This window comes from Streptomyces sp. NPDC031049, from assembly GCF_055571015.1.
Genome location: NZ_JBVIGC010000007.1, coordinates 225,937 through 239,528 on the forward strand (window position 1 = coordinate 225,937; position 13,592 = coordinate 239,528).

Sequence of the window (13,592 nt, forward strand, 5' to 3'; positions counted from 1 at the left end):
CATCAGGTATCAGTAGGGTTGGTGTCTGCCTTTGCGGCGGTAGGAGGGTAGCTACAGGCTGGGTGGGCCGATGCTGTGGTTGGCGCTTCGAACCGTCAGCGATCCGCCGTTCCCGCCGAGCTCCACGCGTACCTTCTCGGCCTCACGCTGGGACGCCCGCCCCGCCTCGGCTGCTTGTCGGCGCTGCTGCATGGCCTGCTGGGCCATCTGCTCGACGAACCACCGCAGCACCAGGACACCCTGCTTGAACACGCCCGGAGCGCGGGTCCCTCTGCGGGTGCCGAGCCGTTCGCGGTGCTTGCGCAAGAGTTGGACGAGAGTCTCGGCGGTCTTCCTGCCGACGTCGAGTGTTGGGGTGCAGGTGATACTGGTCAACGCGTGAAGCCTCTGCGTTCCGGAACGTGATCTTCGCAGACCAGTTCCTGCCAGGGGCTTCTCGCGTATCCGATGCCAGGTCGAGCCCGTCTGACGGCCCTGGTCTGCCAGGAAGATCGCGGATCTGTCGGACGGGCGGCGTGGCCAATACCCTGAGCCCCGTCCGCACTACCTGGGGAGAGCCATGACAAGTAGGTTCACCGAGTTGGCCGTTGACTGCCACGATCCGGAGAGGCTCGCGGCCTTCTGGTGCGAGGTCCTGGACTTCAAGGTGATCGACCGGAGCGAGGGCAAGGTCGAGATCGGCTCCTGGGTGCCGACCGTCGAGGATGTCCGGGCCCGTCAGATGCCGCCCACCCTGCTGTTCATCCAGGTACCCGAGGGAAAGACCGTGAAGAACCGGCTTCACCTCGACGTCAGCCCGATCGACGGCAGCACCGAGGACGAGGTGACCAGATTACTCGGCCTCGGCGCCACCAAGACGGATGTGGGCCAGGGGTCGGACCGGAACTGGGTGGTCATGGCAGACCCGGAGGGCAACGAGTTCTGCGTCCTGCGCACCCTGGCACCGCAGACCTAGACCGCGAGCGGGTGCCCGACCCCCATCACACACCGCAACCGCCGGTTGCCGAGAAGACCTCATTGGCTTCCTTGGTGGCGACGACCTGCTTCTGGGCGGCGCGCCGAGTCCTTGGCGGTCTTGGCCTGGTGGATGCTGACGACGGCTGCGGCCACGGATATGACGACCGCTGCCAGGGCTATCCAGGTCTCTCTGCGTTCGTAGCGGAACGCTACCGGGAGCCTCTGACATGAACGAGTAACGCCCCATGCTGACTTGCTGGACAGGTCCGCCTCACCGCCTGGGACACGGGGGAAGGAGCGGTTGCGTCGGCCACCAACCGGATGTGTCCCGAGGGTGCGGTCGAACAGGCGAACACCTGCTGCAGTTATCGCCGGAGCGCGGCCGGACAAGCTAGTCGGCCCTGTGTGCGTCTGTGTCGAGCACGGCAACGTGCTTGGGCGAGAGGGCTCGAAACCCGCTCGTGCGACGACCGATGAAAGGCGACCGGCAAGACGGATCAGGGGGTGCCCCCACCGGACGTACCCGTAGGACGATGGCCATAGGGGCTTTGCCGCTGATCAGGCGCCGTCACAGTTCAGATCGCCCGGGCCAGTGTCGGCTACTCAGCACGTCACGACGCGGAAGGTGAACCACCACGACGAGTAGAACGAGCAGAAAGCACAGCTCCTCCTCCGACATGGATCCGCCGGTTCGGCGCGAGGTCGTCCTGGGCGTGGACACACACGGCGAGGTGCATGTCGCCGCCGTCATCTCCCTCTGCAGTCGGGATACTCCCAGGCCGTCCGGCAGCCTTGCCGGGGACTCCATATGACAGAGCATCCGCTTCTCCGGCCCCCGAACGACCGCAGATCTGCTCAACGTCCGAGGCTCTCACGATCCGCTTTCCGGCCGTCGATCTCCGTCCTTGCGTCAAAGTGCTACTGGGCCCCGTAACCGTCTACGGCCGCGACCTACCCTCAGAGGTCTCGCTACGGTGGGCAGCTACCTGCACCAACCTTGACGGCGTCGTCGCCGAAGACCTCGGCATCCCCGTCCGTGCTCCCGTAAGAGGGACGGCCAGAGCGATCCGGCCGCCCGGCCACCCAGCGTCAGATGCCGACAGGTCGTAGGCGATGTGGGACCCAGAGTGAAGCGGTGTTCGCGATGCGGATCCGGTGCCTCACGGGTGTACAGCGGTGACGAGCCAGTAGCGGCCCATCAGTTGCACGCCACCCTCGGTCTGATAGGTGCGGAAGGCGTCCGCCGCGGCCTGCCGGGCGCGCTCTTCCGTACCGGGATCGGCGTTGGCCTCGTGCAGCCAGTGGCGCAGCGGGCCGAAGCCGAAGAGGAAGCCGGCTGCGTCGTCGGTGTCCTTGCCCCAGTACTGGGGCGCCTCGATGCCCTCCACGGCCACGTCGTCGAAGCCGGCGGCGGCCAGGACCCGTCGGGTGGTGTCGGGGTCGGCGAAGGCGAGCGGGCTCGGGCCGGTCGATCGGGACAGGTCGGGCAGCCGTACGTGGTGCGCGATCGCCGCGAAGATCGTGGACTGGTCCATGCGGTCGAACGGCTGCGGGCAGACGAAGGCGAGGCGCCCCCCGGGGCGCAGGGCGCGTCCGATGTTGCGGAAACCCTCGACCGGGTCGGCGAAGAACATGACGCCGAAGCGGCTGACGGCGGCGTCGAAGGCGGCCTGCCCGATGTCGTACACCTGGGCGTCGGCCTGGACGAAGTCCACGTTGTCGATGGATTCGGCGGCGGCGCTGGTCCGGGCTCGTTCCAGCATGGGCGCCGACAGGTCGATGCCCAGGGCGTATGCGGCGCGCGCGGCGGCGAGGCGGGTCGTACGGCCGTTGCCGCAGCCGATGTCGAGGACGCGGTCGGCCGACGTGAGGGCCGCCGCGTCGAGGAGCGGGGTGTTGGCCCCGTCGTTGAGGGCGTCGTAGCGGTCCTGGTGGTCGGCCCAGTGTCGGCCCTCGTAGCCGTTCCAGGCCGCGGCCTGCTCCGTGTTCACCAGGTTGTCCGCGCTCCGTGTGTCGTGCGGATCGTCGGGGCTGGGCGGGAAGACCGGTTCGTCCGTCGCATCCGTCATAGCTTCATGATGACGCCATCGTGTGGCCCCTGGACAGCGGCAACACAGGCAGACCTCCTGGGCAGGGTGCTGAGGAGGGCGGGCGGCTTCCGTGATGGCACGCCGCACGGCGATTCCGGCACGCGCTGATCCGCTGCCTCGCCCCCTACCGCGACGGGTCGGGTGAGCGGCGGGCCCGGCGGGGCATCGGCCCGGGGCCGGTGGCACCGGTGCGGAGGGACGAGGAAAGATGAGCGTCCATGAGCAAGCCACCCGCGCGGGTCCGACTCGCAGACGCCGCGTTCGCCCTGTTCGACGAGCGTGGTTACGAGCAGACGACCGTCGACGACATCGCCGAGCGAGCAGGGGTCGGGCGTACGACGTTCTTCCGGCACTACCGGTCCAAGGAAGACGTGATCTTCCCCGACCATGACCGCCTCCTGGAGCTGATCACGCGCAGGCTGGAGACGTCGAGCGACAGCACCGCGCTGGTCGCCGTGTCCGACGCGGTCCGGCTGGTGCTGCTGCACTACCTGGACGAGGGGGACCTTGCGCGGCGGCGGTACGCGCTGACCAGCAAGGTGGCCGCCCTGCGGGACCGCGAGATCGCCAGCGTGGCCCGCTACCAGCGGCTGTTCCGGGAGTTCATCCGGGACTGGATGGGCGACCCGACGGAGCCGGCGTCCCTGAGGGCCGAACTGATGGCCGCGGCGGTGGTCGCCGCCCACAACCATGTGCTGCGGCGATGGCTGCGCGGTGAGTCGTCCGACCCGGTGGCCGAGCTGGACGACGCGATGCGCGAGGTCCTCGCCCTCTTCCCGGCGCGTCCCTCCCCGGCGGAGCCCGGCGGCACGACCGTCGTCGCGTTCAGGTCCGGGCAGGACATCGACGCGCTGCTCCCCGCACTGCGGCGCCTGGTGGAGGACGGCACCGGGGCGACGGCCCGCAGGGGCTGACCCTCTCCCCGGCGGAGCGCAGGCCCTGCACCGACGGGCCGAGCCGTTCGCGTACGGACGGCTGCTACTCGGCGCGCGCGGGGGCGGCGGGCTCCGACTCGGGGGCGCCGCGCTCGCCGAGCCAGCGGGCGAGCTTGCCGCGTCGTCCGATGGCCCGGAGCCTGCGCTCCGCGGCCTCCCGGGTGTCGGCGGTGGTGATGAGCAGAAGCTCGTCGCCCGCACGCAGCACGGTGTCGCGGTCGGGAACGATGGTGGCGCCGTCGCGGACGATCAGGGTGACCACCGTCGGATGCGGCAGCCGCAGTTCGAACACGGCGACGCCGTGCAGCCGGGAGCCCCGCGGAATGGCGACGGTGAGCAGGTCGGCGTCGAGGACGTCGAGCGGTGCCGTCTCGACCTGGATCTCCCGCAGCGCGTCGGAGCGGGTCAGACCCAGCCGCCGGGCGACGGCGGGCAGCGCGGGACCCTGGATCAGGGTGAACAGCACCACGAGGACGAAGACGATGTTGAGGACGTCGCGGGCGCCGGCGACCCCGGCGACGATGGGGAACGTCGCCAGCACGATGGGGACGGCACCGCGCAGCCCGGCCCAGGAGATGAACGCCTGTTCCCGCCAGGGGACGCGGAACGGCAGCAGACAGGCCAGCACGGAGACGGGACGGGCGGCCAGTAGCAGCACCAGGCCGACGACGAGGGCCGGGAGGATCGCCGAGGGCAGCTCGCTCGGGTCGACCAGCAGCCCCAGCATGACGAACAGGCCGATCTGGGCCAGCCAGCCGGCGCCCTCGGCGAAGGAGCGGGTGGCGGCGCGGTGGGGGAGCTTGGCGTTGCCCAGCACCAGACCCGAGAGATAGGCGGCGATGATGCCGCTGGCGTTCACCGCTCCGGCCGCGGCGAACGCGATGATGCCGAAGCCGACCGTGGCCAGTGGGTACAGGCCGGTCGCGGGCAGCGCGATGTGCCGCAGCGCGGCGGTGCCGAGGCGGCCGATCAGCACGCCGAGGGTGCCGCCGACCGCGAGTTGGTAGAGCAGGTTCCCGACGACGGACGCGGGGTCGGGGAGATCGGCGGTGGCGGTGGAGAAGACCAGGACGAGGATGATGGTGGGCGCGTCGTTGAAGCCGGATTCGGCCTCCACCAGGCCGGTCAGTCGCTGCGGCAGCGGCAGTGCGCGCAGGACGGCGAAGACGGCGGCGGCGTCGGTGGAGGAGACGATCGCGCCGAGCAGCAGGGCCAGGTGCCAGTCCATGCCCAGCAGCCAGTGCGCACCGGCGGCGGTCACCACGACGGAGACGGCCACGCCGGCGGTGGCGAGCACCGCGGCCGGCGCCAGCAGCCGGCGGACGTCGCTCCACTGGGTGGTCAGGCCGCCTTCGACCAGGATGACCGCCAGCGCGGCGGCGCCCATGGCCTGAGCCAGCTGGGCGTCGTCGAACTGGAGGCCGAGCACGTCCTCGCCGGCGATCACGCCGACCGCGAGGAACAGCAGCAGGCTGGGCAGGCCGATGCGGTGGGCGGCACGGGCGGCGGCGATGCTGGCCAGCAGTACGGTGCCGCCGATCAGCAGCGTCAGGTACAGCTCGGACAGGGTCATCGACGGGTCCTCGTGTCGTCGGCGGTCGTGCGCGGGCTGTCGGTGGTCGTGTGCGGGGCGCTGGTGGTCGTACGCGGGCCGTCGGTGGTCCTGCGCGGGGCGCTGAGGTCAGGGCGGCGGTGGCGGGGAACGGTGCCCGCGCGGGGTGCGGTTCGGGTCGAGGAGTTCCCCGGCCGTCCCGGCCAGGACCAGGCCGGCGGCGATGAGCAGCCCGTGCGCCAGGACCAGGCCGCCGCCCAGTGCGGCCACGGCCACGACGAGGAGCGTCCAGGCCGGGGCGCGCCGGTACTCGCGGGGCCGGCAGGGGCGGCCCGCCCCGAGGGCGCGGGCGAACCGGGGGTCCTCCCGGTGCAGCAGGGCCTCGATCTCACCGAGCCGCTCGTCATCGGTTCCGGCCATGCCCGCCTCCTCTCGGCGCGGGGCCGTGGGCCGGTGTCGCGGTCGGCGGTCCGGGGCATCTGCTCTCCTTGCTGAGCGGGGACGGAAGGGGCATCACGATCACACCAGGACGAAGTGCCGCAGCCACGCGTACGCGCCCGTCGAGGCGAAGGCGAAGGCGAGGGCGAGGGCGACGGTGACGGTGACGGAAACAAGGACCAGGGAGGCCGCCGATCACCGCGGGCGGCAGACCGGACCCCGGTAAACGGACCCCGGCACCGGAGCCCGGCACAGGAACCGTCACCGTCCACGGCAGACCACCGTCGGCGCACCGACCGACCGACCGACCGACCGCCCGCACCGCCCGCCCGCACCGACCGCCCGCGCCGGCCGCATGCCCGCCCGCACCGGCCCGGCGACCGGCGCCGTGCCGGCGGTCGCCTCCGCCGTACGAGGGTCACCGCGCCCGGAAGGGATCGATCACACCCTCACCCGCGGCGCACGGCGACCGCCATCGGGTCCGGCACCCAAATGCGGGCGGGCCAAACCTGTAGAGCGGACGCCGACGGGTGCGCGCCGGTCGCAGGCCGGTCCGAGGCATCCGGTCCCGCACGCCTCGCAAGCACGACGCGGACCCCCGAAGCCCGGAAGGCCCGGGTGGCCCCTGGCCGAGGGTTGCGAGGTCACGAGCGTTCCCGGCGACGTGGTCGGCAGGGAGCTGCTGTGGAACGGCACTCGACGTCGACGCCCAGGAGGGCGCGCACGGCCGCGTTTTCGGCCGACCGCGAACGCCGGCGCCGCCGCGCGGGGCCGTTGGCAGGGTTCGGGTCATGCGGATCACCAAGTACGGTCACGCCTGCGTGCGGTGGGAGAAGGCCGGACGGGCGGTCGTCGTCGGCCCGGGGGTGATGACTCCCGAACCCGAGGCCCTGGCCGGGGCGGAGGCGGTCCTCGTCACGCACGAGCACTTCGACCACGTCGACCCCGACCGCCTGGGCCGGTCCCGGGCGCACGTCTACACCTGCCCCGGGGTCGCCCGGAAACCGGGCGCGCTCGGCGAGCGGGTGCAGGTGGTCCGCGACGGGGACCGCTTCTCCGTCGCGGGCTTCGAGGTGGCCGTGCAGGGCGACCGGCACCACGTCAGCCACCCGGACGTGCCTCCTGTCGACAAACGTCGGTTTCCTCGTCGACGAGGAGGTCTTCCACCCCGGTGACGCCCTGACCGTGCTCGACGTGCCGACGCTCCTGCTGCCCGGGCAGGCACCCTGGCCGACGGTCCCCGACATGATCGGCTACCTGCGCAGGACGAACCCGCGCCGCGCGTACGCCGTGCACGACGGGCTCCTCAACGAGTGGGGCCTGAAGGTCCTGGACGGCGTCCTCGCCATGGAGGCCGAACGGTCCGGCGCCGAGATCCGGCGGCTCCGCCCCGGCGAGAGCGTCGACCTGTGAGGCGGCGCCGGCCGCCACGCCCCGCCGCCGCGGTGGCCGCGGCGGCGGGGGTCAGCCGTCGAGGCGGCAGTCGGTGAGCAGAGCGTCCGGGCCGGCCCCCTCGGGACGGGCGACCGTGTGGCTCGCGGGCGGGCGCTGACCCGCCGTCAGCCAGCCCTCAAGGGCGGTGAAGGCCGAGCGGTGGCAGGGCAGCAGAGGCCTCAGGCGGTCGGGGAAGACGTCGACCAGGGAGTCGGTGTGGGTGCCGTCCTCGATGCGGTAGTAGCGGTGCAGGCCGTCGCGGCCCGCCTCGCGGACCATGCGGGCGTAGACGTCGGAGTCCTCGCCGATGGGCAGCAGCACGTCCAGCGTGCCGTGGACGGTGATGAGCGGTTTGCCGATACGACCGGTCAGCGCGACGCGCTCCACCGCGCGGTGGACGCCGTCGGGACGGGCGGCGTAGTCGTAGTCGGCGTCACAGCCCGGGCCGCTGCCCGGGGCGCAGTACGGCGTGCCCGCCTGGGCCGCGCCGTCGAAGGCGGGGTCGAACTCCTCGCGGTAGATGCGCTGGGTCAGGTCCCAGTAGACCTGGTGGTGGTAGGCCCACAGGAACTCCGAGCCGGCCGGGAAACCCGCGCGGTGCAGTTCCTCGCGGGCCCGGCCGGCGCCGGGACCGCCGGCCGCGTGGGCCGGGTAGTGGCGCAGCGCCCGCGGCAGGAACGTGAACAGGTTGGGCCCGTCCGCGCGCCAGAGCGTCCCTTCCCAGTCGACCCCGCCGTCGTACAGTTCGGGGTGGTTCTCCAGCTGCCAGCGCACCAGGTAGCCGCCGTTGGAGATGCCGGTGGCCAGCGTGCGCACCGGCGGCCGGTGGTAACGCTGGGTGACGACCGCGCGGGCGGCGCGGGTGAGCTGGGTCAGGCGCGTGTTCCACTCGGCGACGGCGTCGCCGGGCCGGCGGCCGTCGCGGTGGAAGGCGAGGCCGGTATTGCCCTTGTCGGTGGCGGCGTAGGCGTAGCCGCGGGCCAGCACCCAGTCGGCGATGGCCCGGTCGTTGGCGTACTGCTCGCGGTTGCCCGGCGTGCCGGCCACGACCAGATCGCCGTTCCAGCGGTCCGGCAGCCGCATCACGAACTGGGCGTCGTGGTCCCAGCCGTGGTTGGTGTTGGTGGTGGAGGTGTCCGGGAAGTAGCCGTCGATCTGGATGCCGGGGACCCCGCTGGGCACGGACAGGTCCCTCGGTGTCAGCCCTGCCCAGTCGGCCGGGTCCGTGTGGCCCGAGGCCACCGTGCCCGCCGTGGTCAGCTCGTCCAGGCACTCGGCCCGCTGGTGGTCGGCCCCCGGCACCCGCAGATGGGACAGGCGCGCGCAGTGCTGGTCGGCGGAAGCGGAGGAAGCGGGGGCGGCCGGTGCGGCGCCGGCCGGCGCGGGGACCAGGGCCGCGGCGGCGGCCAGGGCGAGGACACCGACCGTGGTGCGCCGTCTCGGGCGCCGGGTGAAGCCGTGCGGCAGGGGCATGAGGAGCCTCCGGTGTGCGAACGGTGGGCGAGCGGTGCGTGAGGGGCGGACGGCCTGGAGGCTAGGCCGCCGGTGGTACTCGCGAACATGTGGGCGCCCGCCATGACAGGCAGCCAGAAGGGGTGGGCTGCCGCCATGACGGGCGTTCCGTGCCCGCGCGGGGTGACGCGTGCTCCGTTGTGCGTCAGGGGCAGGCGCCGTCCGCGACGGTGAAGTGGCCGGCGGGCGCCTCCTTCGGGGTGTGGGTGACGAAGGTGTTGTACAGCCCCATGCTCTGGCCCGAGCCCACGGCGTAGGTGTAGCCGCCGCGGGTCGTCGCACGGCCCGCCTGGACGTGGGCGTAGTTGCTCGCCGTCCAGCAGACGGCCGTGGCGCCGGTCGTCCTGGCCGTCACCGTGGCGGAGAGCCGGCCCGTCCGGCCGTCGGCGTCACGCGCGGCCACCGTGTAGGCGTACGAGGTGCCGGGGGACAGCCCCGTGTCGGTGTACGACGCCGCGGCGGACGCGGCGACCGGGGCGCCGTCGCGGCGGACGACGTAGCCGGCGGCACCGTCGACGGGGTCCCAGGCGAGGCCGACGGTGGTCTCGGCGGCGCCGGTGACGGCCAGGCCGGTGGGAGCGGGCAGCGCACCGGGCTGGGGGTCCGGCTCCCCTCCCAGGCCGAAGAACCGGGCGATCCAGTGGCTGGAGCAGATGGAGTCCAGGAAGTACGGGGCGCCGGTGCTGCCGCACTGCTCGGGGCCGTTGCCGGGATCGACCGGCGTGCCGTGCCCGATGCCGGGGACGCGGTTGACCTCCACGGCCACCGAGCCGTCGGCGGCCAGGTACTCCTCGTGCCGCGTGGAGTCCGGGCCGATGACCGAGGTGCGGCTCGGTGTCTGCGGCAGGCCGTGCAGCGCGGTCCACTGGTCGCGCAGCTCGTCGGCGTTGCGGGGCACGACGGTGGTGTCCCGGTCGCCGTGCCACACGGCCACCCGCGGCCACGGACCCGGCCAGGAAGGGTGCGCGGCGCGGACCCGCTCGGCCCACTGCGCCGGGCTGAGGTCGATGCCGGGGTTCATGCACGTGTACGCGCCGACCACGTCGTCCGCGCAGCCGTGGGGCAGGCCGGCGACGACCGCGCCGGCCCGGAAGACGTCCGGGTAGGCGGCGAGCATCACCGACGTCATGGCACCGCCCGCGGACAGCCCGGTGACGTAGGTCCGCGCGGGGTCCGCGCCGTAGGCGGCGACGGCGTGCGCGGCCATCTGCCGGATCGAGGCGGCCTCGCCCTGGCCCCTGCGGGTGTCGCCGGGCTGGAACCAGTTGAAGCACTTGTTGGGGTTGTTCGCGGACGTGGTCTCCGCGAACACCAGCAGGAAGCCGTGGCGGTCGGCGAGTTCGGGCAGCCCGGAGTGGTCGGCGTAGCCCTGGGCGTCCTGGGTGCAGCCGTGCAGGGCGAGCACCACCGCCGGTCCGGCGGGCAGGGACGCCGGGCGGTGGACGTACATGTTCAGCCGGCCCGGGTCGGCACCGAAGTCGGCGACCCTGGTCAGGCCGGCGGCGGCGTGCGCGGCCGGGCCGGCCGGCAGCGCGGCGAGGAGCAGGGCCAGGACGGCCACGAGCAGCGACGGTGCGGCGGCTCTGCGATACGGCGGGACGGCGGTTCTCCGCGACGGCGGGGCGATGGCTGTGCCGAGCGGCGGCGAGGTCATGGCGGCTCCCTCGGTGTCGTGGGGACACCGGGCCGCCCGCGCCCGAGTGGAAGGGCGGACGCGGCCCGATGGCGGGCACCGTAGGGCTGGTCGAACCGGCAACGGTATGGGTCGGAACACCACTCGCCGCGGGCCGGCCCGCGCACCCGGACCGATTGTGCGGGGCGCCGCCCTCTGCTACCGGCGCCGGTCGGCGGGCGAGTGTCAGTGCCCGGTGCCACGCTGAGAGCAGACAGGTTCTGCGGAAGGAAATCACCGTGATCACCACAGAATTCGACCCCGGCTCACCCTGCTGGCTCGACCTCGGCGCCCCCGACGTCCGGGCCGCCGCCGCGTTCTACGGCGCGGTGCTCGGCTGGGAGTACGAGTCCATGGGCGAGAACGAGGGCGCCGAGGGCGGGATGTTCCGCAAGGACGGAAAGATCGTCGCGGGCCTCGGCACCCTCACCGAGCGGGGCGCGCGCTCGGCCTGGATGATCTACTACTCCGTCACCGACGCGGACGCCACGACCCGGGCGGTGGAGCGCGCGGGCGGCACGGTCCGGGTGGCGCCGATGGACCTCGAGGACTGGGGCCGGATGGCCCAGTACAGCGACCCGCTGGGCGGGCAGTTCGCCGTCTGGCAGCCGGGCAAGACCAAGGGCGTCGAACTGGTGGACCAGCCTGGCTCCCTGTCCTGGACCGAGCTGTACACGAGCGACGCCGCGGCGGCGAAGGAGTTCTACGGCAGCGTCTTCGGCTGGCGGTTCAGCGACATGGAACTGCCCGGCGGCGGGGGCACCTACTCCCTCATCACCCCGGCGGACCTCCCCGAGGAGCGGATGCAGGGCGGGGTGATGGGGCTGCGCAAGGAGGACCTCGCGCTCGCGGACGGGCGGCCGTACTGGCACCCGGTCTTCGACGTCGCCGACTGCGACGCCGCCGTCGCCGCGGTCACCGCCAACGGCGGCAGCGTGCAGATGGGACCGGAGGACGCGGAGGGCGTCGGCCGGCTCGCCGTCTGCGTCGACCCGGCCAACGCGGACTTCGTGGTGCTGACCCCGTCCCGGAGCTGAGGCGGGCCCGCGGGGCCGGGACGCGCGGCGCCCCGGCCCCGCGGCGGACACTCAGGCGTCGGTGGCCACACACAGCACCGGGACGTGCGACAGGTGCAGGAGCTTGTGCGGCGTCGAACCCAGCAGCGCCCCGCGGATCGGGCTCTCGCCCCAGCTGCCCACCACGATGACCCGGGCGTCGTGCCGCTGCGCCGCCGTGAGCAGAGCCTGCGCGGGCTTTTCGTCGATGATCTCCACCGTGGTCGGCACGCCGGCCGCGTCGGCCACCTCGACGGCGCGCCGCAGGGCCCTGCGACCCGTCTCCACCAGCGCCTGGTGGTGGGAGGCGTACTCCTCGCCCACGGAGCCGGGAGCGGCGGCACCGTAGACGAGGACCAGCGGATCTCCGAAGGCCGCCGCCACCTCCACCGCGACGTGCAGGGCGCGCACCGCACCCGCCGACTCGTCGTACCCCAGCACGACCGGCATCTCAGACCTCCTCAGGGCGCGCCGGCTCCGGGTCCGCCACCCCGGGGCGCTCGGCCCAGAACGCGGGCGCCACCAACCGCCACACGAGCATGACGACCACGCCGACCAGGGTGATGCCGAGGCCGATCACCAGGGGCGGCCCCAGACCCAGCCAGGCGGTGCCGCTGTAGGAGTTGGCGGGATCGGCCATGTCGACCACGGACTCCGCCAGCAGCCACGTCAGCAGGCCCGCGCCGATCAGCGGGCCCACGCCGATCAGCAGGAAGTCGCGCAGGTTCGCGGTCAGCCGGCGCCGGTAGTAGACCGCGCAGGCGACGCCCGTCAGGGCGTAGTAGAACGCGATGAGCAGCGACAGCGCGGTGAGCGAGTCGAAAAGGGCGTTCTCGCTGATCTGCCGGACGGCCAGGTACCAGCCGATGGCGATGGCGGCGACCCACCAGGTGCTCACGTCGGGCGTGCGGTATCTCGGGTGGATCCGGCCGAAGGGGCGGGGCAGCGCCCGGCGGCGGGCCATGGACAGGGCCGTGCGCGACGCCGGGATGATCGTCGTCTGCGTCGAGGCCAGCGCCGAAGTGGACACCGCCAGCAGCACCACCCAGTCCCAGCCGCCCATCACCTCGCCGGCGAGCAGGGCGAAGACGAACTCCTCCTCGTCCGCGTTGTCGGCGAGGAACGCCGTGCCGGCGTAGGCGACGACCGCGAAGCCGACCGCCACATACGTCACCAGCAGCACGACGGTCGACCAGACGGCCGCCCGCCCGGGGGCGGTGGCGGACTCCTGGACCTCCTCGGTGAGGTTGACCGCCGACTCCCAGCCCCAGTAGATGAACACGCCCAGCAGCAGGGCGGCCGTCAGGGGCGCGCCGCCGGACCCGAAGGGATCGAGCCATCCGACCGACGGGTCGAGGGAGTCGAGGGTGCCGGTGCCCGCGTGGACGCGGTACAGCGCCACCACGGCGAACGCGATCAGACAGGCGACCTGCGCCAGGATCAGCACGTTCTGCACATGGGCCGACAGTTCCGTGCCGAGCACGCACAGGGCGGTCATCACGAGGATGAGCAGCACGGTGAGCACCTGGCGCACGACCTCGTGGCCGGCCCAGCCGTCCAGGCCCACGGCGAGCAGCCCGAAGGTCACGGCGACGTCGGCCAGCGAGCCGACGACCAGGACGCCGGTCATGGCGATGGCCCAGCCGCCGAGCCACCCGGCCCACGGCCCCATGGCCCGGGTGACCCACGAGAAGGTCGTCCCGCAGTCCTGGTCGACCCGGTTGAGGTAGTAGAACGCCGAGGCGATCAGCAGCATCGGGACGAACGACGCGAGCATCACCCCAGGCGCGTGCACGCCGACCAGGGCCACCACCGGTCCGATGACCGCCGCCAGCGAATAGGCGGGAGAGGTCGAGTTGAGCCCGATCACGAGCGCGTCGACGAACCCGATCGCGTCGGCCTGCAACCCGGTGGGGAGGTCTCGGTCCCCGCTGGTGTGGGCCATGG

General features: G+C 72.8%; 13 protein-coding genes. 5 read left to right on the forward strand and 8 right to left on the reverse strand.

Going from position 1 to position 13,592, the window contains the following annotated elements:
- Window positions 1-51 precede the first annotated feature (51 nt).
- Entirely contained in the window at window positions 52-375 is a 324-nt protein-coding gene (locus ACZ45Q_RS14665; RefSeq protein ID WP_468260029.1) for a hypothetical protein, read from the reverse strand.
- Between the two features lie 184 nt (window positions 376-559).
- Here ACZ45Q_RS14665 and ACZ45Q_RS14670 point away from each other — a divergent pair, with 184 nt between their 5' ends.
- Window positions 560-955, forward strand: coding sequence for a VOC family protein (locus tag ACZ45Q_RS14670; protein ID WP_344560344.1), 396 nt, complete (start codon window positions 560-562; stop codon window positions 953-955).
- Window positions 956-2,117: 1,162 nt separating this feature from the next.
- Here the strand turns inward: ACZ45Q_RS14670 and ACZ45Q_RS14675 are convergent.
- Entirely contained in the window at window positions 2,118-3,026 is a 909-nt protein-coding gene (locus tag ACZ45Q_RS14675; RefSeq protein WP_468260032.1) for a class I SAM-dependent methyltransferase, read from the reverse strand.
- Between the two features lie 239 nt (window positions 3,027-3,265).
- Here ACZ45Q_RS14675 and ACZ45Q_RS14680 point away from each other — a divergent pair, with 239 nt between their 5' ends.
- Window positions 3,266-3,961 carry a TetR/AcrR family transcriptional regulator gene (locus tag ACZ45Q_RS14680; RefSeq protein ID WP_468260035.1) on the forward strand — a complete coding sequence of 232 codons (696 nt, stop codon included), beginning with the start codon at window positions 3,266-3,268 and terminating at the stop codon, window positions 3,959-3,961.
- Window positions 3,962-4,025: 64 nt separating this feature from the next.
- Here the strand turns inward: ACZ45Q_RS14680 and ACZ45Q_RS14685 are convergent, their stop codons facing one another.
- Window positions 4,026-5,555 (reverse strand): potassium/proton antiporter, encoded by a 1,530-nt coding sequence (locus ACZ45Q_RS14685; protein ID WP_468260038.1) that lies wholly within the window; start codon window positions 5,553-5,555, stop codon window positions 4,026-4,028.
- A 108-nt stretch (window positions 5,556-5,663) separates the two neighbouring features.
- The gene (locus ACZ45Q_RS14690; protein WP_468260040.1) at window positions 5,664-5,954 is read right to left on the reverse strand and encodes a DUF3040 domain-containing protein; all 291 of its coding nucleotides are present in this window, start codon (window positions 5,952-5,954) and stop codon (window positions 5,664-5,666) included.
- 809 nt (window positions 5,955-6,763) lie between these two features.
- On the opposite strand from ACZ45Q_RS14690, the gene ACZ45Q_RS14695 reads away from it, so the two are divergent.
- Together ACZ45Q_RS14695 and ACZ45Q_RS14700 are read left to right on the forward strand one after the other, a co-directional pair.
- Window positions 6,764-7,147 (forward strand): MBL fold metallo-hydrolase, encoded by a 384-nt coding sequence (locus tag ACZ45Q_RS14695; protein ID WP_468260043.1) that lies wholly within the window; start codon window positions 6,764-6,766, stop codon window positions 7,145-7,147.
- A 19-nt stretch (window positions 7,148-7,166) separates the two neighbouring features.
- Window positions 7,167-7,385 carry a hypothetical protein gene (locus ACZ45Q_RS14700; RefSeq protein ID WP_468260046.1) on the forward strand — a complete coding sequence of 73 codons (219 nt, stop codon included), beginning with the start codon at window positions 7,167-7,169 and terminating at the stop codon, window positions 7,383-7,385.
- Window positions 7,386-7,436: 51 nt separating this feature from the next.
- On the opposite strand, the gene ACZ45Q_RS14705 is transcribed toward ACZ45Q_RS14700, so the two are convergent.
- Window positions 7,437-8,879, reverse strand: a complete 1,443-nt coding sequence (locus ACZ45Q_RS14705; protein WP_468260048.1) for a 3-hydroxybutyrate oligomer hydrolase family protein — start codon at window positions 8,877-8,879, stop codon at window positions 7,437-7,439.
- A gap of 184 nt (window positions 8,880-9,063) precedes the next feature.
- Window positions 9,064-10,572 (reverse strand): extracellular catalytic domain type 1 short-chain-length polyhydroxyalkanoate depolymerase, encoded by a 1,509-nt coding sequence (locus ACZ45Q_RS14710; protein ID WP_468260051.1) that lies wholly within the window; start codon window positions 10,570-10,572, stop codon window positions 9,064-9,066.
- A 257-nt stretch (window positions 10,573-10,829) separates the two neighbouring features.
- On the opposite strand from ACZ45Q_RS14710, the gene ACZ45Q_RS14715 reads away from it, so the two are divergent.
- Window positions 10,830-11,627 carry a VOC family protein gene (locus ACZ45Q_RS14715; RefSeq protein WP_468260053.1) on the forward strand — a complete coding sequence of 266 codons (798 nt, stop codon included), beginning with the start codon at window positions 10,830-10,832 and terminating at the stop codon, window positions 11,625-11,627.
- A gap of 51 nt (window positions 11,628-11,678) precedes the next feature.
- On the opposite strand, the gene ACZ45Q_RS14720 is transcribed toward ACZ45Q_RS14715, so the two are convergent.
- Together ACZ45Q_RS14720 and ACZ45Q_RS14725 are read right to left on the reverse strand one after the other, a co-directional pair.
- A complete protein-coding gene (locus tag ACZ45Q_RS14720) occupies window positions 11,679-12,095 on the reverse strand; it encodes a universal stress protein (protein ID WP_468260056.1) in 417 nt (138 codons plus the stop codon).
- Window position 12,096: 1 nt separating this feature from the next.
- Complete coding sequence (locus ACZ45Q_RS14725) at window positions 12,097-13,590, reverse strand: APC family permease (RefSeq protein WP_468260059.1); 1,494 nt, start codon at window positions 13,588-13,590, stop codon at window positions 12,097-12,099.
- Window positions 13,591-13,592 lie beyond the last annotated feature (2 nt).